Annotated in this window: 20 protein-coding genes; 8 read left to right on the top strand and 12 right to left on the bottom strand. The window is 35.4% G+C overall.

All coding sequences use genetic code 11. The features are described from left to right. Position 1 precedes the first annotated feature (1 nt). The 4 genes from IPH11_13985 to IPH11_13970 are packed head-to-tail and all read right to left on the bottom strand — an operon-like array spanning position 2 to position 5,580. Positions 2-1,834 carry a glycoside hydrolase family 13 protein gene (locus IPH11_13985; protein ID MBK6914696.1) on the bottom strand — a complete coding sequence of 611 codons (1,833 nt, stop codon included), beginning with the start codon at positions 1,832-1,834 and terminating at the stop codon, positions 2-4. Beyond that, complete coding sequence (rfbD, locus tag IPH11_13980; GenBank protein ID MBK6914695.1) at positions 1,831-2,742, bottom strand: dTDP-4-dehydrorhamnose reductase; 912 nt, start codon at positions 2,740-2,742, stop codon at positions 1,831-1,833. The genes IPH11_13985 and rfbD overlap by 4 nt, the downstream gene beginning before the upstream one ends. Positions 2,743-2,745: 3 nt before the next feature. Then, positions 2,746-3,609 carry a carbohydrate kinase family protein gene (locus IPH11_13975; GenBank protein MBK6914694.1) on the bottom strand — a complete coding sequence of 288 codons (864 nt, stop codon included), beginning with the start codon at positions 3,607-3,609 and terminating at the stop codon, positions 2,746-2,748. A 3-nt stretch (positions 3,610-3,612) separates the two neighbouring features. Then, positions 3,613-5,580: an alginate lyase family protein gene (locus tag IPH11_13970; protein MBK6914693.1), complete on the bottom strand. Its 1,968-nt coding sequence runs from the start codon at positions 5,578-5,580 to the stop codon at positions 3,613-3,615. Positions 5,581-5,674: 94 nt separating this feature from the next. Between IPH11_13970 and IPH11_13965 the strand changes: the two genes are divergently transcribed. From IPH11_13965 to IPH11_13935, 7 genes are all read left to right on the top strand, one after another. After that, positions 5,675-5,896, top strand: a complete 222-nt coding sequence (locus tag IPH11_13965; protein ID MBK6914692.1) for a hypothetical protein — start codon at positions 5,675-5,677, stop codon at positions 5,894-5,896. Beyond that, a complete protein-coding gene (locus IPH11_13960) occupies positions 5,893-7,230 on the top strand; it encodes a M28 family peptidase (GenBank protein MBK6914691.1) in 1,338 nt (445 codons plus the stop codon). Before IPH11_13965 ends, IPH11_13960 begins: the two co-directional genes overlap by 4 nt. Next, positions 7,227-8,351 (top strand): N-acetyl-alpha-D-glucosaminyl L-malate synthase BshA, encoded by a 1,125-nt coding sequence (bshA, locus tag IPH11_13955; protein MBK6914690.1) that lies wholly within the window; start codon positions 7,227-7,229, stop codon positions 8,349-8,351. The genes IPH11_13960 and bshA overlap by 4 nt, the downstream gene beginning before the upstream one ends. Position 8,352: 1 nt before the next feature. Then, positions 8,353-8,775, top strand: a complete 423-nt coding sequence (locus tag IPH11_13950) for a nucleoside 2-deoxyribosyltransferase (GenBank protein ID MBK6914689.1) — start codon at positions 8,353-8,355, stop codon at positions 8,773-8,775. Between the two features lie 84 nt (positions 8,776-8,859). After that, positions 8,860-9,195: a hypothetical protein gene (locus IPH11_13945; protein MBK6914688.1), complete on the top strand. Its 336-nt coding sequence runs from the start codon at positions 8,860-8,862 to the stop codon at positions 9,193-9,195. Further along, on the top strand, positions 9,196-10,641 hold the full coding sequence (locus tag IPH11_13940; GenBank protein ID MBK6914687.1) for an NOL1/NOP2/sun family putative RNA methylase: 1,446 nt from the start codon (positions 9,196-9,198) through the stop codon (positions 10,639-10,641). It abuts the gene before it with no gap. A 5-nt stretch (positions 10,642-10,646) separates the two neighbouring features. After that, positions 10,647-10,985: an ArsC family transcriptional regulator gene (locus IPH11_13935; GenBank protein MBK6914686.1), complete on the top strand. Its 339-nt coding sequence runs from the start codon at positions 10,647-10,649 to the stop codon at positions 10,983-10,985. 72 nt (positions 10,986-11,057) lie between these two features. Here IPH11_13935 and glnA read toward each other — a convergent pair whose 3' ends face one another. From glnA to IPH11_13900, 7 genes are all read right to left on the bottom strand, one after another. Then, on the bottom strand, positions 11,058-12,485 hold the full coding sequence (gene glnA / locus IPH11_13930) for a type I glutamate--ammonia ligase (GenBank protein ID MBK6914685.1): 1,428 nt from the start codon (positions 12,483-12,485) through the stop codon (positions 11,058-11,060). 27 nt (positions 12,486-12,512) lie between these two features. Then, positions 12,513-12,959, bottom strand: a complete 447-nt coding sequence (locus IPH11_13925) for an Lrp/AsnC family transcriptional regulator (protein MBK6914684.1) — start codon at positions 12,957-12,959, stop codon at positions 12,513-12,515. 165 nt (positions 12,960-13,124) lie between these two features. After that, the gene (locus IPH11_13920; protein MBK6914683.1) at positions 13,125-13,934 is read right to left on the bottom strand and encodes a glycosyltransferase; all 810 of its coding nucleotides are present in this window, start codon (positions 13,932-13,934) and stop codon (positions 13,125-13,127) included. Continuing rightward, positions 13,931-14,074 (bottom strand): hypothetical protein, encoded by a 144-nt coding sequence (locus IPH11_13915; GenBank protein MBK6914682.1) that lies wholly within the window; start codon positions 14,072-14,074, stop codon positions 13,931-13,933. Before IPH11_13915 ends, IPH11_13920 begins: the two co-directional genes overlap by 4 nt. A 130-nt stretch (positions 14,075-14,204) precedes the next feature. Beyond that, entirely contained in the window at positions 14,205-14,363 is a 159-nt protein-coding gene (locus tag IPH11_13910; protein ID MBK6914681.1) for a hypothetical protein, read from the bottom strand. Between the two features lie 94 nt (positions 14,364-14,457). Next, positions 14,458-14,874 (bottom strand): hypothetical protein, encoded by a 417-nt coding sequence (locus IPH11_13905; protein ID MBK6914680.1) that lies wholly within the window; start codon positions 14,872-14,874, stop codon positions 14,458-14,460. Between the two features lie 3 nt (positions 14,875-14,877). Continuing rightward, positions 14,878-16,695 carry a carbamoyltransferase gene (locus IPH11_13900; GenBank protein ID MBK6914679.1) on the bottom strand — a complete coding sequence of 606 codons (1,818 nt, stop codon included), beginning with the start codon at positions 16,693-16,695 and terminating at the stop codon, positions 14,878-14,880. Between the two features lie 415 nt (positions 16,696-17,110). Here IPH11_13900 and IPH11_13895 point away from each other — a divergent pair, with 415 nt between their 5' ends. Next, the gene (locus IPH11_13895; GenBank protein ID MBK6914678.1) at positions 17,111-18,751 is read left to right on the top strand and encodes a hypothetical protein; all 1,641 of its coding nucleotides are present in this window, start codon (positions 17,111-17,113) and stop codon (positions 18,749-18,751) included. Between the two features lie 555 nt (positions 18,752-19,306). On the opposite strand, the gene IPH11_13890 is transcribed toward IPH11_13895, so the two are convergent. After that, positions 19,307-20,803 (bottom strand): T9SS type A sorting domain-containing protein, encoded by a 1,497-nt coding sequence (locus IPH11_13890; GenBank protein ID MBK6914677.1) that lies wholly within the window; start codon positions 20,801-20,803, stop codon positions 19,307-19,309. Positions 20,804-20,825: the final 22 nt, after the last annotated feature.

Genomic DNA, 20,825 nt, shown 5'->3' with positions numbered 1-20,825 from the left:
TTTATTTAGACTTTATCATTTTGAATATTTTTACTTTGTGCGGAAGTATAGATACTGATAGAGACACTTCGGCAGTTTCATCAGAATTGATTATTCCTTCTTCACCTGAGAAAATTTCTTTGAACAAAACCGCTTTGGCATCCAGCGGAATAATAAAATTATCCTCAACATTTCCAACATTGAAAACAGCAATAACTTTTTCATCATTATATGTCCGGGAAAAAGCAAAAACGCTTTTTTCATCATTCGAGTAAAGAAATTCCAGTGAGCCTTTTTGAACAGCCAGATTTTTTGAACGAAAGTTATTGATCAATTTATAGTACTCAAGAAGTCCTTTGTTTTGTTCAACCTTGTATGATCCGAAACCTTTTTTAAAATCTGATTTCTCAGTTATAATTTCATCATCATATTTTAATTCACTCCAAATCATAGGCTTCCGCGTGTGCGGATCGTCAGCACCCCACATACCCACTTCGTCGCCATAATAAATCATCGGTGAACCACGGTATGTCATCTGAAATGCGGCAATAATTTTTTGAATTTCATAAGCCGCTGCATTTGGTTTCCCGGGATTATAATTTTGATTTCCATTTGAGCCGTCGCGATCGTACTGCCTGTCAGGATTCTTAATCATTGAAGATATTCGTTCTGTGTCATGGCTATCCACTAAGTTCTGCAGAAGGTTCAAATAATCTTTCGGATAAGTTTGGTCTATTTTTTTTAGTTCCTCGATAAATTTTGAAACAGTCACTCTATTTTTTTGAGCAATAAAAAAATTATTCACAGCGAAAGCAAAATTATAATTCATCAGAGCATCAAAAACCCCATCCTCGGAAACGTACTCGGGAGACAGTTCCCACAACTCGCCAATAATTACAGCCTCGGGATTTATTGACTTTACGAGTATTTTCCAGTCCCGCCAAAATCCAATAGGTACATCACGAGCAACATCAAGCCTCCAGCCGTCAATTCCATCGTTACAATCACCATCGTTATTTGGGTCCATCCATTTTTTTGTTGAATGAAATATATATTGTTTCGGTCCGGGATGTAAGTCTTCTTTTGTTCTATTAAATTCGGGAAGAGATTTTGCGTTCCACCAGCCTTTATAATCAAATTCATTTTTCTCTGTTGATGAATCATCGAATGATTTTATAATATACCAATCAGCATATTTTGAATTTTTACCCCGCTTAACAATATCTTGAAACGCCCAGAACTGCACGCCGGTATGATTGAATACACCATCAATAATAATTTTCATTCCTTTTGAATGCACTTCTTCGATTAGTTTCAGAAAGAGCAAATCAGCTGATGTCCACTTCCAGGTGGACGGATTATCCGGAATTTCCGATTCAATTAATAATCTATCCCCCTCAGGATCCGGTCCAAAGTTTATATCAATATGATGATAGCTTGATCCATCGTATTTATGCATAGATACAGCCTCAAAAATTGGATTGAGATAGATAGCCCCAATACCAAGTTCTTTGATATAATCAAGATGATCAATTATTCCCTGAATATCACCGCCATATCTTCTTTCAACAAGATGATCGCTGAATTTACCACCCGCCTTTTTTTCCCAATCAGATTGTGCAAACCAGTTGCTTGTCCAGGGAGTAATCTTCCAGCCATCAGGAATCTTAATCTGATTAATAAACACCTTTTCTGGCTTGGGGTCGTTGTTTAAATCACCATTTGCAAATCGTTCGGGAAATATCTGATACCAAATAATTCCTTCAGCCCAGTTTGGGAAGTTGTTTTGTGCAGATACTTTTGAAGAATGATTCAGCATAACTGTTAAAAAAATAAAGAGAAAATAATATTTCATAAATTTAATTCCTCCTTCATTCTTGTGAGAGCTTCATCTATTGTGTATGGTTTATAATTTAATTCGGCTTGAGCTTTTGTAATTATCAAACCGCTTTTTAATGGTCGTCGTGCAGGTTGGTTTAAATCTTTAGTAACAATTGCAAAAATTAAATCTCTATTTAAGTTAAAAAAGTCGGCAATCTTCAAAGCGAAATCATATCTTGAAATGAACTCGCTTCCGCCAATATTGTAAACGCCATATTTTTTAAATTCTATTATTTTACTTATAGCCTGAACCATGTCATCAATAAAGGTGGGGTTGTTTATCTGGTCAGTTACAATATTAATTTTATCATTAGATTTAAGTTTATTTATAACCCACCGAACAAAATCAGGCCTGCTGTCTGCTATGCCATACAACACATTAGTTCTGATAATTGTAAAATCAACTCCACTCATTCTTAAAACATTTTCACTTGCAAGTTTAGTTCTCGCATAATAACCAAGAGGATTTGGCGGGGCATTTTCGTTGTACGGCCCACTTGTTCCGTCAAAGATATAATCTGTTGATATATGGATAAGATGGTTACCGAGCACACGGCAGGCTTCAGTAATGTACTCAACAGCTTTAACATTTATCTTCCAGCATTGTTCGCGCTCTTTCTCACTAAGATCAACATTGGTGAAAGCAGCAGTATGAACAACAACGTCGGGATAAAAATTCAGAATTAGATTTTTAATATCATCTCTTATTGAAATATCACAAATAGCGTAGTCAATATTTCTTATAACTGATTCGTTTTCAACTGAAGTTGCAAGAAGAGTATAATTATTATACTGTGAAAATATTTTCACCAGCCTTTGTCCGAGCATTCCATTGGCACCGGTTATCAATATTCTTTTTTTAATTATTCTGTTCGGTAACATTTATTAGTAATTTTTAATTTCATCTGGAGTTAATCCTGCGGCGGTCAATGATGCAGCATGAACGGCTTTGTGAAGCGCAAGATTTATATTTTTAGTTTTAATATAATTATAAAAAAATACTGCCCCAAAAACATCACCGCAACCGATTGTGTTGACAGCTTTTATTTTTAATGATGAAATGAAAAGAGAGGAAATTTCTGTTTTATTTTTATAATAAACACGGACTCCATCGGCTCCTTTTGTAACTAAAATTATTATAATTCCAAGGCTGAAAAGTTCTTCAACAATTTTTCTTTCCGATTCCAATTTACTAATGGTCTTAATTTCACTTTCATTCATTTGGATTATATCAACTGACTTCGCCCACTTTTCAATGTCTGGAATTAATCTGAAATTTCTATTGAAATGTTTATCTAACCCTCGTGAAAGCGTATGAACGTCTAAATAAATTTTTCCTTTAAAATTTTTTCTAATGTATTCAGCCTCCTCAATCGTTACATCAAAACCGGTGATCATGTTAATAATGATTCCATCAAAGTTATTCCAATGATTGATGTTTAGATAAAGGTTTTGATTAATACTATCGTACTTTTCTTCACGCTCCCTATCCGGATAAATGGTTAGGTGAACGTGAGGGATTTTATCTACCTTCGTAACATATTTGTTATTAAAAATAGAAAAAGACTTTTCAAACAATGATTTGCTTTCTTCATCGAAGGATGTGCATAAAAACATTTCATCATCTTCAGATCTAACAATCGAAATTCCTGCGCAAACATGATGGATTCCCCCCGGGAGCAATAAAGTTTTACCGTCTATAAATTCTATTGTGTCAACTACAGCTTGCCCAATAATCAAGAGTTTCATTTTTTATAAAAGATTTATTTCAGTAATTATAAAACAGGGAAGTCTATCTACAGTATTGATAAAAATTCTTTTTGTTTGTGCCAATGCTCCGTAACATTTTGAGTATTCGGCTGGAAGAATTTTCACGGAAGTTTTATCTGCAGATGATTTAATGCTTATTTGAACCTCAGCATCATTATTAACAGCTGTAAAATCATTAGCATTAGTCTGGGTGACCAACACATCCGGATGAAAAGTAAGGTTCCCTGAAATCTGATGTTCTGCCCCGCCGTAAAATTCGTCTTTAATTCTTAAAATATTTTTATCCTTTTGGAAATGAAAAGTCCGTTTGATAATCACCGGATCAAAAAGACGAGCATAGGCATGGTGTTGTACAGAAAGTAAGTCTTCAGTTTCTGAAGTTTGCCAATCCAGGATTTTTGGTTTTGTAAAATCCTCTTTTATTTTGAATGAACCTTCGAATTCGGCAAGTAATTTGTTATCAATATAAAAAGTGTTATGCCGCTTGACCGATCGGAGTTGATTCCTTAAAATTGGATCGGCATAAAAAGAATACGTCCCGGGGTCAACTATAATTGGCTTATTTTTATAGTACAGCTCAAAAGTAAAAGTATCATTATGCCCTGGCGCACCCCTGCCTTTGTTTCCAATTTCTCCTGCTTCAATAAATATCTCAACATTTTCTTTTCGAGAAATGAAATGCCCGCCAGATAAAAATCCAATGGATTTAATTTCAGTTTCAGAGGCAGCCATTGAAGAATACTCTTCTGCAGATTTTATTCCGTATAGAAATAACACTTCGGCTGTTAGATTTTGATCGCCAATTTTTAAGGCGGTATCGCTAAATAATACTGCCCCGATTGCCAAAACATCGCTGTTTCTTTTGCAATGATTGAAAGGAGCCAATGTAAAATTAAGGTCGTCGCCAATTGCAGGCACAGTGCCATTTTTTCGCAGATATTCTTTTTGAACTAAGAATAATTTTTTCAAAATCGTTTTATAACCCTCTGAAAATTTTTTGCCCGGCTGTTGAAGATACTTTTCTGCTAAACAAAATATTTTAATAATCAATTCGTGATACGACACAGACTGATGGATACTTACACCATCTTTGTGAACTTGAGAACGTATTTCCTGTTCAAGTTCTGCGAAGGCAAATTTCAGATTTCTTTTTCCATATTGCGTATCGGCAAAAAGAACCCCCACCATTCCAAGACTTAACAGGCTGAGGAGATACTCATAGCCGCGGTATATTTTTGTTTCAAGATTGTTCTCTATGTAAACAGCATGAAGTAAAATTAGTCTTAGGAAAGAATTTATTACTGTATCATTAATTGATGGAGAATGGATAACCATTCCGAAACTTAACAGGCAGTTGATAAGTCGAATTGAAACTTCTGATGATTTGACCCACTGAATTCCTGTGCAATATGTCGCCATACTGCTAAACTCACTAAGGAAGTCAACATATTTTTGTAAATATTTTTCATTAGACGTAAGCAAATATGCTTTAGCTAAAATGAAACCAAATTCAAACCTGCCAAGGTGCCATGCATATTCCGGATCGACTCCCTGTGGAAAGTTTAGATAATCTATTTTCCAGCTTAAATCTTCAGCCCATGTAAATTTAGATTTATTATCTGTATTCCAATTAATTTTTTCATCAAGGGAGAATTTCTCTCCATTAAAAAAAGTAAAAATATTATCAATCAGTTCATCTGCCGATGAAATAGTATTAGCATTATTTTCAATTCGTTCAAGCCATGTAGAATAATCAGCAGAGGAATTTCTCGCATAAAAAGAAAAAGGAAAATTCATTTTAAAACTATCAAGCGACTCTTTCGTTGCATATTTTACTTTAGGAAGAGCATAATTTTTACCGGTGGGGAATGAGTTTTCAATCTCACGCCTAAATATTTTCTCTTTTAGGTAATTACTATCGAATAGTTTCAGGTATTTGTGTAATTGCATCAAATTCAACTTAATAAATTGGTTTAGTTTAAAATAAAAAGAATAAGTATTTTTTGACTGGTATATATCAATATTAAATCATTAAATAATTCTTATGAAAAAAATAATTGGATTAACGCTTATTGTTCTTACAATAGCTATGGGTTGCAGCAGCAACTCAATAATTAACCAAAAAAATGATGATTTTAACATCAACAATATTAAAACAAATCTGGAATTTCTTTCTTCGGATGAATTAGAAGGCAGAGAAGCAACGACGAAAGGCGAAAGATTAGCGGCGCTGTACATTTCCACTCAATTAAAAAATACGGTGTGAAGCCGTTCTTTTCTGACTCCAGCTATCTACAACCATTTGATGTTTCGGTTAGCTCGATTGATACTAATTCCACTTTGAATTTCCTTGATGATAATAATCTTGTCCATAGTTTTAATTTCCGCGAAGATTTTTTCAGCCGAATGGAAGACGCGTTTGATGCTGACACAACAACCGCACTTGTTTTTGCGGGTTATGGCATAACGGCACAAAGAAACAATTATGATGATTATTCTGATATTAATGTCGCAGGAAAGTATGTTGTTTTATTTTCCGGCGAGCCATCTGACGAAAGTGAAGATTTTTTTAAGGGGGAGGACGAAACCGACTATTCATCAAATGAATATAAAATTAAAAATGCCAAGGACCACGGCGCACTTGGATGCATAATTCCGATATCCGAGCAGTATCAAATGTATTGGGAATTTATCAAACGCTTTGCCGCACGTCCAAATTTTAAACTTTACGATGCAGCGTCAGACAAAGAGAATTTCGTCTCACTGTCATTTAATAGAAATTCACTGCCAAGACTTTTTGATAATCAACCATTCAGTTATGATTCGCTTGTTTCAATTTCAAAATCAAATTCGAGGCTGCCGCATTTTATAATGAGTGAAAAATTTAAAATTAATTTTCACGTATATTCAGAAATTCGAAAAGCATATAATGTAGTCGGAGTCATTGAGGGCACAGACGAGCAACTGAAGGATGAATATATTGCTGTTGGCACACATTACGATCATCTCGGCGTTCAGAATGGAGAAATATACAACGGCGCAGATGATGACGGCTCCGGCACAGTATCTGTTCTTGAAGTAGCCAAAGTCTTAGCAGCCAATCGAAATAATAAACGATCTGTGTTGATTGTATTCCACACTGCTGAAGAAAAAGGATTATTTGGTTCGGAGTATTTTACTAATAATTTCCCTGCACTCGAAAAAATTTCTGCGCAAATAAATATTGATATGGTGGGTAGAGAAAGTATAGACACTATCTTTTCTGTTGGCTCTGATAAACTTAGCAGCGAATTAAAACAGATTGTTGAAACTGAAAATAATAAAAGTACTCAGTTCGTCTTTGATTATAAATTTGATGATCCTAATGATCCTGAAAAAATTTATTATAGAAGTGACCACTATAATTATGCTAAGCATGGAATCCCGATTGTTTTCTTTTATGATTACATGCTGAGTGATTATCATAAACCTTCAGACGATTTTGAAAAAATTAATTTTAATAAAATTGAAAAAACTGTAAAATTGGTTTATAATATTATAGACAATATTTCCAATCTTGATCACAAAATAATAGTAGATAAAAAAGTAGAAGAAAAATGAAAATAGGAATAACCTGCTATCCCACTTACGGCGGCAGCGGAGTAATTGCAACAGAACTCGGAAAATATCTTGCGCAGCGCGGGCATGAAGTTCATTTCATCAGTTACGCTTTGCCTTTCAGACTAAATCATTTCGTAGAGAATATTGTTTTTCACGAAGTTGAAACAAGCAGCTACCCGCTGTTTGAGTTTCCACTTTATGCACTTGCTCTTGCAAGCAAAATGGCCGAGGTTGCTCAATTCGAAAAATTGGATCTGCTGCATGTTCACTATGCTATCCCACACGCTATCAGTGCTTTTCTTGCCAAACAAGTAATGAAAACAAAAAAGGATTTAAAAATTACCACTACCCTTCATGGAACTGATATAACTTTGGTTGGACTTGAACCATCTTTTTTGCCGCTTGTAAAATTCAGCATTGAAGAAAGCAATGGGGTTACTGCAGTATCTAAATTTTTGAAAGAAAAAACTTTGACCAATTATGATATCGAAAAGGACATCGAAGTAATTCCAAACTTTGTGGACACATCAATATTTAAACCTCTTGAGCACTGCATACACAAAAGACACATTGCTCCGAAGGGTGAAAAAATTCTAATTCACACTTCTAATTTTCGTCCTGTTAAACGTGTTCCCGATACGATCAGAATTTTTGATCTTGTTAAAAAAGAAGTGCCATCAAAACTTTTACTTGTTGGAGATGGACCCGAGCGATCTGAATGCGAAAGACTTTGCCGTCAGCTTGATCTATGCGACGATGTAAAATTCTTAGGCAAACAAGATGGGCTTGTAGAAATTCTAAACTCGGCTGATTTATTTTTGATTCCTTCTCAATCCGAAAGTTTTGGATTAGCTGCACTTGAAGCAATGGCATGCGGTTTACCTGTAATTAGTTCAAGCGTGGGGGGGCTGCCGGAACTTGTAAAGCATAATGAGAGCGGATTTATCGCTGAGATCGGTGATGTCGAACGTATGGCGAAATATGCAATTGATCTTTTGACTAATGAAAAAAAATATTCCCTCTTTTCAAAAAATGCACGAGAGCGCGCTGTACAGTTGTTCGATGTTTCAAAAGTAGTTCCGATGTATGAAAAACATTATCAAAATATTTTAGAAAATTAAAATGATTATCTATTGTGCTGGTGCTATTAAAGGCGACACCTCTTATCAAAAAAATTATAAAGAAATTATCGCGATTGTTAACTCTCTCGGTCATACTGCACTATCAGAATTAAATTCTAATTTCAAACCCGCCTTCCCTCTTACGGATAAGCAGATTTATAAAAGAGATATGAAATGGTTGGAAAGTTGTCAGATGGTAATCGCCGAAGTTTCCGGAGCATCTTTAGGTGTTGGATTCGAATTAGCCTATACTCTCTATCAATTGAAAAAGCCTGTGCTGGCATTATACAGCAGCGATGTTGATAAAGTCTCGGCTATGATCTCCGGGTGCAATTCTGAACTTTTAACTGTCAAGCAGTATCTCGAAGTTGACGAAATTACTAAGTGTGTTAAAAATTTTATCCGGAAAAATGCAGTTGAATGATAAAGAATTTATTAAGCAGTATGTTGAAAAAATTATTACCGGGGAATAAAAAATTTTCCGGATGATTTTATTTCAACAGATAAATTGCAAAAAGTAAAACTGCCCGGTAAAGCTTTGCATCTTGGTGAAGAATTTTTCGGGAGTTTTGAAATACTAAATTCAGACGGCGAGAGTTTTCTACAAGTTAATGATTACAACCGCGCCAAATATCTGATCTATTCAAACAAAAAACTGCCGGCTGAAATTTTGATTCCAAATGATGGAGATGAAATTAATAAGTCAGTAAAAAAATATGAGTTATATCTTGATAACATTATCAAAGATATTCTTTCAACCTTATCAAAAACGGGTATAGAGATTAAATACTCCTCAAACATTATTAGTGAAATCTTTCGAATGCTGAATCTGGTAAGATACTAAATGGCTATACCTGTAAGCGTAGAAATTATCGCCTATCTAAATTCTCTTTATGGAGAAGATGCATCAAAACAATATCTTGAATATATAGAGAAAGACTACGCTGTTTACATCCGGGTAAACACTCTTAAAACAACCACAGAATTTCTTCGTAAAAAACTTTATGATAATTATAAAATTGAAACTGAAGAATTAGATTTTCCAAATAATCTACTTAAGATTAAAAGCGGATTTATTTATGTTGGAAAAACAATTGAACATATAATTGGGCTGTATTACATTCAAAGTCTTTCATCAGCAGTACCTGCAATGATATTAAACCCGACAGAAAAAGATTTGGTTTTAGATCTATGTTCCGCCCCGGGCAGTAAATCCACACAGATGGCTGCAATGATGAATAATCGCGGCTCACTTCTCGTTAATGAATCGCAGACTGATAGAATCAAAAGTCTGAGTTACAATGTTGAAAGAATGAATCTTATAAATACCGCAGTGATTCACAATAAAGGAGAAAATCTTAGCAGATATTTTTCAGGATACTTCGACAAGATTCTTGTTGACGCCCCCTGCAGCGGTCTCGGGATTATGCAAAAGCGGAATGAAGTTAACAATTGGTGGACTCACAGACGTGCACTGCGACTTTCAGACTTGCAAATAAAATTACTTGTTGCCGCAATAAAAATGTTAAAGGTAGGTGGCGAAATTGTCTATTCAACCTGCACAATGACACCCGAAGAAAATGAATTTGTTATTGATAAAGTCCTTCATAAATATCCATTGGAACTGGTAAGCATTAATATTCCGTTGAAAACCCACGATGGGTTTGTCCAGTATGGTGGTCAGCACTATGATACTTCACTTAAATTTTCGAGGAGAATTATACCCTGGGAAATTGACAGCGAAGGGTTTTATATTGCAAAACTTAAAAAGACCGGCGAAACTAAATCGCCCAATTTGATGCCAATACCCTATGCTTCAATAAGATTGATGGAAAGCACCGATAAACTAATCAGCGATAAACTAAATTATCTTGCTGACCATTTCGGTATTGATCATACAGAATTTAACAAGTATTTATTTGTTCAGCGCAATGAAGACTTATACATGTTGAATAAAGATTTTTCAGAACAAAGTTTTTCTTTAATGAGAAGATACGGAATTAAATTGGCTGCTTTCGACAAGGATGGGTCATTGGTGCTTCAAACTCAAGCCGCTGAATTTTTAGAGAATGTGATCACAAAAAATGTTTTTCAAATTAATTCAACATCAGGATTAAAAACCTATGTGGAGGGGGGAACAATAAAAACCAAATCAGATTGCACCGGACAATGTGCAGTTAAATTTCAGGAATATCTTTTAGGCACCGCTGTTATTACCGACACCGGTATTAAAAGCCGCTTCCCCCGCTCTAAACGAACGCAAGAAATTACGAAGGACTTTCCAAAATAAACGAGATGGCTATCCAAATTATCGGCACAAAGAAGTGTAAAGAAACTCAAAAAGCTGAGCGCTACTTTAAAGAGAGAAGAATTCCATTTCACTTTAGAGATTTAACTGAAAAAGGATTGGCTAAAGGTGAACTTGATAATATTTCCCAGGTAATTCCTTTAGACGATTTGATAGACAGAGAGAGCAAAAGATTTAAAGATCGCGGAATGCAGTTTATGGTTTTTGATATTGAAGATGAATTGTTAGCTGATCCATTACTTTTAAAAACACCAGTTGTAAGAAATGAAAGATTGGTTACTGTTGGTTACAAACCGGAAGTTTGGAAGGAATGGATAGAAAAATAATATTTGCATTCCTCTGTGTCTCCGTGCCTCTGCGGTTATTTTTTTTCACCACAGAGTCACGGAGATTAAAACTTAAACATCGTAATACAGACTAAATTCATAAGGATGTGGTTGAAGAGCCATTGGCTTAACTTCTTTATCCATTTTATATTTTATCCATGTTTCGATTACATCTTCAGTAAATACATCACCTTTTAGTAAATACTCGTGATCATTTTCCAGAGCTTTTAATGCAGCTTCCAAACTGCCAGGAGTTGAAGGTACATTTTTTAATTCTTCCGGTTCCATATCATAAATATCTTTATCAAGTGGTTCACCGGGGTCAATTCTGTTTATCACTCCATCTAATCCTGCCATAAGCATTGCAGAAAATCCGAGATAAGGATTGCCTGAAGCATCTGGACATCTAAACTCAACACGTTTTGCTTTTGGTGAAGACGAGTACATTGGAATTCGTATTGATGCACTTCTGTTTCTTTGTGAGTATGCAAGATTAACGGGAGCTTCAAATCCGGGGACTAATCGTTTGTAAGAGTTTGTAGTTGGATTTGTAAATGCAAGTAAGCTTGCTGCGTGTTTTAACAATCCACCGATAAAGTATAATCCCATTTCGCTCAATCCTGCATATCCTGATCCCGCAAAAAGTGGTTTGCCTTTTTTCCAAAGTGAAGTATGAACATGCATACCGCTTCCGTTATCGCCAAAAATTGGTTTAGGCATGTATGTAACGGTTTTGTTATTCTTCTTTGCAGTGTTCTTCACTATGTATTTAAACATCAATAACTGATCAGCAGCTTTTACAAGAGGCATAAAACGTAAATCAATCTCACACTGCCCGCCGCTTGCAACCTCGTGATGCTGCGCTTCAACATCAATTCCGCAATTGATAAGATTGGTTACCATTTCATTTCTTAAATCCATTAAAGAATCTGTTGGAGGAACGGGAAAATATCCTTCTTTAAATCTTGGCTTATAACCAAGGTTTGGATTTTCTTCTCTTCCACTATTCCATTTTCCTTCTATTGAATCAACAACGTAAAAACTTCCGTTAGGCTGCGAATCAAATCTGACATCATCAAAAATAAAAAACTCAGCTTCGGGCCCGTAATAAACTGTATCAGCTAATCCTGTTGAGATGAGATAAGCTTCAGCCTTTTGCGCAATGTTCCGCGGGCAGCGTGAATATTTTTCTTTTGTTGCCGGTTCATATACATCACAAATTAAACTGAGTGTTGGGGCTTCGATAAAAAGATCAACAAACATTGTTCCCGGATCGGGAATTAAAAGCATATCGCTTTCGTGAATTGCTTTCCATCCGCGGATTGATGAACCATCAAATCCAAACCCCTCCTCAAATGAACCTGCGTTGAATTGTGTGACAGGAACTGTAAAATGCTGCCACTGTCCGGGGAAATCCATGAACTTTAAATCCACAAATTTTATCCCTTTATCTTTTATAAACTTTAGAATATTATTTACTGCAGTTTCCGATTTAGCCATAAGTTGTTCACCTTTCTATAAAATAATTTAGATTGTAATTGAAGTTGTTTCTTTGATTGTAGATAAAACGTAAGTAGTCTTTGTTGAAGTAACGCCGGGGAAAGATTGGATCTGACTTAATAATTTTTCGAGAGCTTCTCGATTTTTAACGACAGCTTTCAATAAATGTGAACCATCACCTAAAATTGAATGGCATTCGAGAATTTCCGATATTTTATCAACGCGGGAAATTAAAGCAGGATAGTGTTTTGAAGACTCCATTAAAACATAAATGTAAGCGGTTATGTCATAACCAAATGCTTTTCGGTTTAGTTTTGTATAGTATCCTTCAATGATTCCTTTTTCTTCTAGTTTATTTAATCTTTCACTGACAGAGGGAATTGATAATCCTACTTCTTCTGCCAGTTTATTTCTTTTTGTTCTTCCATTTTTTTGGAGCGTTCTTAGTATTTTAATATCTAAGTCATCAAGCATATTTAGCCTTATTTATTTAACTAATAATACAATTACACTGCAAAGATAAAGGTGCAGATTATATTATGCAAGAATTTTTTATAGTGATCGCTAAATTTTACTGAATTATTTAGGATAATCACCCGATAGAATTAAATAATTAAAGAAGTGAATATTACGAAGCAGTTATTTTATGCCAAATTTTGAGAAAGCTTGCTTTTCTGTTTTTACGGTTTCGAATAAACGAAGATTTTCAATTGGGCGGGGTTGAAGTTTATGATAAAGGTGATATTGCACGGCTATATTATTTAAAGATCGGACACGAACTCCAGCTAATTCAAGCCTGAACTGAACATCACTGTCTTCACCAATGGAAGGGGCAATGTATCTTTCATCAAAACCATTAATTATTAATAAGTCATTTTTATAGATTGAAAAATTACAGCCAAGCAATCCTCTTTTTTTCTTATTGAAATATTTTCGGAGAAATTTATTACGAATAAAAAAACCTTTTTCTACATCAGTGGATTTACCTAATAGTCCGTCCTTTAATAAGAAAAATTGATTTTCGAGAATTCCTTCTTTCACTTTTTTAGTTGAAAGACTTTCGGAAAGTTTTTGTGATAAATTGACCCGCCTTCCGGTTAAGCAAATGTTTAATTGACGATGGCTGAAATGTTCTGCGATAAAATCACGATGAGGAATACAATCCCCATCTATAAATATTAAATAAGTTGAATTAGAATTAACGATAGCCTGATTTAATATTTTATTCTTTCGAAAACCTTTATCTTCCTGCCAGATATGAGCAATTGGGAAATTGATCTCACGAGAAAGTTTTTCAATTTCATTCACGACTTCTTCTTTTGATCCATCATCGGCGATAATGATTTCGAAGTTTTTAAAAGTTTGTCTTTGCAAGCCGGCAAAAACTAATTTCAGAAAATCAATCCTATTGTAAAAGGATATAATTAGTGAAACTTCGGGCTGATTCATTCTTCACCGGAAATCTTTTTACGAGTTTTCTTTTTCTCCTCATCTCTGTCATAAGCTTTCGGATTCTTTTCTACCTTTGGCGGTTTCTTTGGAACAGGAACGCGTTTCTTTTTCTTTTCTACAATTATTTTAGTTTGCATAAATCAGCCTCACCCAAACCCTCTCCTAAGGAGAGGGCTTAAGGAAATATTTAAAAATAAAATTACAACATTTAGATTAAGAGTATTTCAATTGCCCTAAGCCTCCCCTTAGGGGAGGTTTGGTGGGGCTTTAAAATATTGCATAAATAAATGGAGCTAATGCAGAACCTTGTGTAAGAATAATAAGTCCGCCAAGCAGAACCAAAAATAAAATGATAGGCAGAAGCCACCATTTTTTTCTTACTTTCAAAAATTCCCACAACTCAGATAGTATAGATAATTTGCTCATAAAATTTATTCCTTAATAATTTCTTTTTTGGGGAGAGGCCAGCCACTCCCCTACATTTTGATTTTGTAGGGATAGGGCTTGCCCTGTCCGCATTTTAGAACTGTCTTTCATAATCAATTTGCTGTTTAGCTGTATTTTCTCTCTTCTCCCAATAAGTATTTGCATTTTTATCAAACCCCAATGGTATAAACTTTTTGCCAACAAGCTTTGCTATTAAACCAATAGGAGTTAATACAAGATAATAGAGTATTGTTAAAATAACCCGCGACATCACAAATCCCATCAACAATGCAAGCATCATCCAGAGCTTATGAAATGGACGCAAAACAGGAATTGCAATAAACGCAAGTATAACAAACAATCCACCAGCTATTGAGAAATACATAAAAGAATATTTACCAAGATACCACAACAATAAAGAAACAAGAATTAATACCACTCCAACAGTTAATCCTGTTTTCTTAACTGCTTCATCAGAGTTATCAATATGTTTTATTTCATCTTTTAACATTTTTTAATCCAATACAAATTCTTTTTTCCAATCACTATCACTTTCTAAAGGTTTCTGATCTTCCTTGCTTAAAATATAATTGCCTAAAACAAGATAATCCATACCAGTTCTCATAAAACATTTGTAAGCATCTTTTGGAGTGCAGACAATTGGCTCTCCTCTTACATTAAAAGAAGTATTAATGATAACTGCACATCCTGTTTTTTCTTTAAACTTAGAAATAAGTTTATGGTAACGAGGATTTGTTTCCTTATGAACTGTTTGAAGTCTGGCTGAGTAATCAACGTGAGTAATTGCAGGAATATCTGAACGAACAACATTTAGTTTTTCTATTCCCCATTTTTTATGATCGTCATCTGTCATTGCGATTCTTCGTTCTTTTTTTACATCAGCGGTAAGAAGCATATACGGACTTGCTTTTTCAATCTCAAAAAAATCACTGACCTTTTCAAAAAGAACAGAAGGAGCAAAAGGACGAAATCCTTCTCTGAATTTTATTTTAATATTCATCGTAGCCTGCATCTTTGGTGAACGTGCATCACCAATAATTGTACGTGAACCAAGTGCGCGAGGACCGAATTCCATTTTGCCATCAAACCATCCAATTACTTTTTCTGAGTTGATGAGATTTGCAACATTTTCTATTAGCTGCTCGTCATCATATCTTTTTGCAGCAAGATTGTTTGATTGAATGAATGAATGAATTTCATTTTCATCAAACTCAGGTCCCAGGTACGAACCTTTTTGTGAATCTGATTTTTCATCAGCAATTCTTGGATTGTTGTGATACTTGTACCAACCGATTAAAGCTGCACCAAGTGCTCCGCCTGCATCTCCTGCTGCTGGTTGAATCCAAATATTTTCAAATGGTCCCTCACGAAGTAATCTTCCATTCGCTACACAGTTAAGTGCAACTCCTCCCGCCAGGCAAAGATTTTTTAATTTGGTTTCTTTGTAAACGTGCTTGCCAAGTTTCAATACGGTTTCTTCTGTAACTTCCTGCAACGATCTTGCAATATCCATTTCCTTTTGAGTTAAATTAGTTTCAGGTTCTCTTGGCGGACCTCCGAAAAGATTGTTAAACTTTTCGTTTGTCATTGTAAGTCCCTGGCAATAATTAAAGTACTCCATATTCATTCTGAATGAACCATCTTCCTTTACATCAATAAGATGATCATAAATCATTTGTTTGTATTTTGGTTCACCGTATGGAGCCAAACCCATTACTTTATATTCACCTGAGTTTACTTTAAATCCTGTATAATAAGTAAGAGCAGAGTATAGCAATCCTATCGAATGCGGAAATTTTATATCTGCTAAAAGTTGAATATCATTTCCATCACCAATGCCGTAACTTGTTGTTGTCCACTCACCAACTCCATCCATAGTAAGGATGGCGGCTTTGTTGTATGGCGATGGATAGAATGCTGATGCTGCATGAGATTCGTGATGTTCCGGGAATATAATCTTGCCTGTATATCCGAGTTTGTTTTTTATCATTTCCTTCATCCAAAGTTTTTCCTTTATCCACAATGGCATTGCTTTGATGAATGATTTTATTCCAACCGGGGCATAAGCAAGATAAGTTTCTAACAATCGTTCAAACTTCAAGAATGGTTTATCATAAAACGCAACAAGATCAAGCTGCTCAGCTTTTATTCCCGCATCCTTTAAACAAAACTCTATTGCCTTTTGTGGAAAGTTATGATCGTGTTTTTTTCTTGTAAAGCGTTCTTCCTGAGCAGCAGAAAGGATTTCTCCATCTTTTACAAGACAAGCTGCGCTATCGTGATAAAATGCTGAGATACCGAGGATGTACATAAATATTAGCTTTTAATTCTTAAAACCAATCAATAATTATTCTTATTCTTATTATAAAAATACTTTTTATTTTTTATTTATAAAGCTATTTTCGTGAAGGAAAAACTATTTCAGATATATTGATATAAAAATTAAAGAGGGATTCGCTATTAAAGCACGTAAAAAAGAATCGCACAAAACTGAAGCCGTACAAAAAATTGCACCGGAGTATAAACCTCCGAAATATTATTACCTGTTTCTTCTTTTTATACCAGTAGTATTTTTTGTAATTCTTGAATTATCACTCCGCCTTTTTGGTTACGGTTACGATAATTCTCAGTGGGTCAATGCTGCAAAAGGTAAATTATTATTAAACCCGGAAATAGCGCGTCGTTATTTCTTCTCAACCGAGAACCTTCCTTATTCTAATCAAGATGTGTTTGATGCTGTTAAAAAGAAAAATACTTTCCGCATTTTTGTATTGGGGGGGAGCAGTGCCGCAGGTTATCCTTATTTGCCGATCGGCTCATTCTCAAGATATTTGCGGCAAAGACTTCAATTAGTTTATCCTAATTCCACAATCGAAGTAGTTAATATTGCAATGACTGCCGTAAACAGCTACACCCTTCGTGATTTGATGCCGGGCGTGATTGAACAAAAACCTGATCTTGTAATTATTTATGCCGGACACAACGAATATTATGGTGCGCTTGGCGTCGGCTCAATGGAGTCACTCGGAACTTCAAGAACAATGGTCAATCTTATTTTGTACTTAGGTAGATTTAAAACTGTGGAATTGCTCCGTAATATTATTAAAGATGTAATGGGTTGGTTTAGTGATGATCCGCAGGAAAATGAAAATGGCACTTTGATGTCGCGTATGGCAAAAGACCAATACATCGAACTTAATTCGGAGAAATATAATCTTGGGCTTGAACAGTTTGAAGGAAACATGCAGGACATACTTGAGATGGCTAAAGACAATGACATTCCTGTGATGATGGGAACCCTCACAAGCAATTTAAAAAATCAAAATCCATTTGTTTCGTTAAAACATACTACCCTGCCTTCAGCTAATGAAGTTTTTAATTTAGCTAAAGAGATGCTGCTTCAAAATAAAATTCACGAAGCTGATTCACTTTTCCGCCTGGCAAAGGATTTAGATGCTTTACGTTTTCGTGCACCCGAAAAGATAAATGATATAATCAAACAACTCGGCAAAGAATATTCGGCTGAAGTGCTTGATTTAGATTCCGGGTTAAACTCCTTAAGCCCAGATGGAATTATCGGTGATAATTTAATGACCGATCATCTTCACCCCACCATTGAAGGTTATAAGTTAATAGGAAAACTTTTTTATGAAAGGATGGAAGAAAAGGGACTGCTGCCAAAAACAACTGCTCAAGAATTATCAAACGAAATGCAGGATAGTTTAACCTCAGCCAATTTTTTATTCTCTGATTTTGATTCTGTCATGGCGGATTACAGAATTAAACTTTTAAAGAATGATTGGCCTTTTATTCAAAAAGGGAAAAAGAAACTTCTCTCAGAAATAATTGATCGAAAAAGTTTTATTGATTCAACTGCCTACGATGTTGTAGTTGATAAGATAGCATGGGAGCCGGCGCATCGAAAAGTTGCTGACTATTATCTCAAAAAAGGTAATTTTGATTTATTCAAACAACAGGCGGATATTCTGATTTCACAATACCCTGTTGTGGTTGAGTATTATAATTTTTTAGCTAATGAGCTGCTGAAGATTAATAAGTATGATGAAGCCTATTCATACTTAAAAATCAGATATGATCTTCAACCCGATGCATTCTCAACAAAGTGGCTCGGTATTATTGACTTATCCCGGAAAAACTATTCCTCAGCAATAAATTATTTAAGTCAATCTAAAAACTTCATCAACAAAGATGATCAATTACTATACAATTTATGCGGCGCTTATATTGGAATTAAGGATTACAACTCAGCATTAAACTCCATTAAAGAGTGCCTGAAAATAACTCCACACTACCCCGGCGCTGCAAACCTTCTTCAACAATTAGAAACTGCGGTTAAGCAAAAATAATTATTAACTCACCTTACGCAAAAGACATAATTATGTTATTCGATGGCAACACTATCGGAGGTTTTTATAATTCGAGTAATATTCACTTTATAATCCCTTCCCACTATCAATCATTCCCTCTAAAAATCATCAAAAAGCTCGAAAATCGTTAAAATTCGTACAGTTTATCTCACTCTCTGCGCCGGCGGATCCGTCACCGGTACTGATATTACCTTCATCAGTACTGGGCGAGTCGCTATCAGTACTGGTGGAACTCTCTATCATGCCTCTATCAGTACTGGGCGAGTCGCTATCAGTATTGGTGGAATCTCAATCAGTACTGAAAATGCCTCTATCAGTACTGACGGTGTCTCAATCAGTACTGGTGGAGCCTCAATCAGTACTGGTCATGCCTCTATCAGTGTTGGTCACGCCCCTATCAGTACTGGTCATGCCCCTATCAGTACTGACGGTAACTAAATCAGTACTGGTGGCAACTCCATCAGTTACATTTATAAAAAAAGTCCCGCCTTAACAGCGGGACTTTTTATAAAGGAGACAATCGAGCCAAGAAAATTATTTAATCAATAACATCTTCTTTGTAGAAGTGAAATCACCTGCTTTAATTGTGTAGAAGTAAACTCCTGTGCTAAGATTATTAGCATTGAAATTAACTTCGTGAACACCGGCAGTTACTTCACGATTAACCAATGTAGAGATTTCCTGTCCAATAGCATTGTAAATTTTAATAGTTACAAAATTGGTTTTAGGAACACTATACTGAATTAAAGTAGAAGGGTTAAATGGATTCGGGAAATTCTGAGCTAAGTAGTAAGTGTTAGGATTAAGCTGAGGATCTTCAACACTAACTAATGAAGTATAAGGATCAGATTCCTGATCGGTTTTAGTTTCAGCATTAGTCCAGGTATCAATAGGCATTACCCAGGGGTTAACCGGGAAACTGCGAGGTAAATCCTGTCCGATATAACGGATCCTGTAGGCAAAGTCACCAAAGCCGGCAGGTTCTAATGTCCAATTACTTCCGTTTTTCCATCCATATCTGTATTGGAATGAATTAAAAGTTGGGTCAACAAGATCTCCTGTTGCGGTATAAATAAGATCAGCATCAGGATCAGTTAACACTAAGACCATCATGTTATCTGTATCAACCCATCCCTGACTTCTAACGAACGAGGGCTGTTCGCCAATCCAATATAATGTATCGGTAGCAGGATCGAATGGAACAGCTTGTAACAGAGGATCGGTAGCAGGAGTCATATCAACTCTGAACTCTACAGAAAGATTTTTACCATCTTCTATTACCCAATCAGGATCAACATCATCATACCAAACTTCAGGAGCAACTTGATTATTGATACCTTCAAAATCAATGTCTCTGTTTCCACCACCCTGTGATAATGGTCTTTCCCAACCATCAACCCAGAGGCTTGGATCAACTAAGTCAACATAGAATTTATAATTCTGTGTAGCTCCAATTTCTATTGAAGTAAATGAAACATCAAGGAAGAATTTATTAGGATCAATAACATCCTGATTCAGTTTAGATCTTAAAGGCTCACCATCACCCCAGCCGTTAAAATTTCCTCTAACTTGAACCGAATCAGATACTATATCGAAGATTCCAATCTCTGCCATTACGGACATATCAACCTGGAATAAGATGTTTCCATCAGCGGTAATATTAATTACGCTGTCACGATCGAAATAATCCGAAAATTCACCGCCGCCTGCAGGAGCAGTAAATTGACGGTTAGGATCACCTTCCCAGGTATCAGGATTGGTATAAAAGAATTTGAAATTGAAAACACTATCCACTGCAATACCAGTGAATTCGTAAGAGTAGATTAAGTCAGCCTCGGGGTCTGTTAATACAACACCGGCACCCCAGCCGTCAAAATCACCTCTCATCTGAACTTCGGAAGTTCCGGGAGTAAATTGACCCTCGGCTTCCTTTACGGACATATCTACGTTAAATGTCACATTAACTTGTGCATTAACGACAGCCACTGCACCAAGTATTATAAGTGCAAATAGTAGCAGATTTTTTTTCATTGTTTATTCCTTTCTTTGTTTA

This window comes from Ignavibacteriales bacterium (assembly GCA_016709155.1).
Classification (GTDB): domain Bacteria; phylum Bacteroidota; class Ignavibacteria; order Ignavibacteriales; family Ignavibacteriaceae; genus JADJEI01.
Note: the sequence above shows the minus strand (reverse complement) of the source record. Positions and strands in the feature narration are given on the sequence as shown.

Bases quoted from the DNA above. Each gene is read 5' to 3' on its own strand.
- IPH11_13985 (MBK6914696.1), bottom strand. From the start codon at position 1,834: ATGAAATATTATTTTCTCTTTATTTTTTTAACAGTTATGCTGAATCAT.
- rfbD (MBK6914695.1), bottom strand. From the start codon at position 2,742: ATGTTACCGAACAGAATAATTAAAAAAAGAATATTGATAACCGGTGCC.
- IPH11_13975 (MBK6914694.1), bottom strand. From the start codon at position 3,609: ATGAAACTCTTGATTATTGGGCAAGCTGTAGTTGACACAATAGAATTT.
- IPH11_13970 (MBK6914693.1), bottom strand. From the start codon at position 5,580: ATGCAATTACACAAATACCTGAAACTATTCGATAGTAATTACCTAAAA.
- IPH11_13965 (MBK6914692.1), top strand. From the start codon at position 5,675: ATGAAAAAAATAATTGGATTAACGCTTATTGTTCTTACAATAGCTATG.
- bshA (MBK6914690.1), top strand. From the start codon at position 7,227: ATGAAAATAGGAATAACCTGCTATCCCACTTACGGCGGCAGCGGAGTA.
- IPH11_13950 (MBK6914689.1), top strand. From the start codon at position 8,353: ATGATTATCTATTGTGCTGGTGCTATTAAAGGCGACACCTCTTATCAA.
- IPH11_13940 (MBK6914687.1), top strand. From the start codon at position 9,196: ATGGCTATACCTGTAAGCGTAGAAATTATCGCCTATCTAAATTCTCTT.
- IPH11_13935 (MBK6914686.1), top strand. From the start codon at position 10,647: ATGGCTATCCAAATTATCGGCACAAAGAAGTGTAAAGAAACTCAAAAA.
- glnA (MBK6914685.1), bottom strand. From the start codon at position 12,485: ATGGCTAAATCGGAAACTGCAGTAAATAATATTCTAAAGTTTATAAAA.
- IPH11_13925 (MBK6914684.1), bottom strand. From the start codon at position 12,959: ATGCTTGATGACTTAGATATTAAAATACTAAGAACGCTCCAAAAAAAT.
- IPH11_13920 (MBK6914683.1), bottom strand. From the start codon at position 13,934: ATGAATCAGCCCGAAGTTTCACTAATTATATCCTTTTACAATAGGATT.
- IPH11_13915 (MBK6914682.1), bottom strand. From the start codon at position 14,074: ATGCAAACTAAAATAATTGTAGAAAAGAAAAAGAAACGCGTTCCTGTT.
- IPH11_13910 (MBK6914681.1), bottom strand. From the start codon at position 14,363: ATGAGCAAATTATCTATACTATCTGAGTTGTGGGAATTTTTGAAAGTA.
- IPH11_13905 (MBK6914680.1), bottom strand. From the start codon at position 14,874: ATGTTAAAAGATGAAATAAAACATATTGATAACTCTGATGAAGCAGTT.
- IPH11_13900 (MBK6914679.1), bottom strand. From the start codon at position 16,695: ATGTACATCCTCGGTATCTCAGCATTTTATCACGATAGCGCAGCTTGT.
- IPH11_13890 (MBK6914677.1), bottom strand. From the start codon at position 20,803: ATGAAAAAAAATCTGCTACTATTTGCACTTATAATACTTGGTGCAGTG.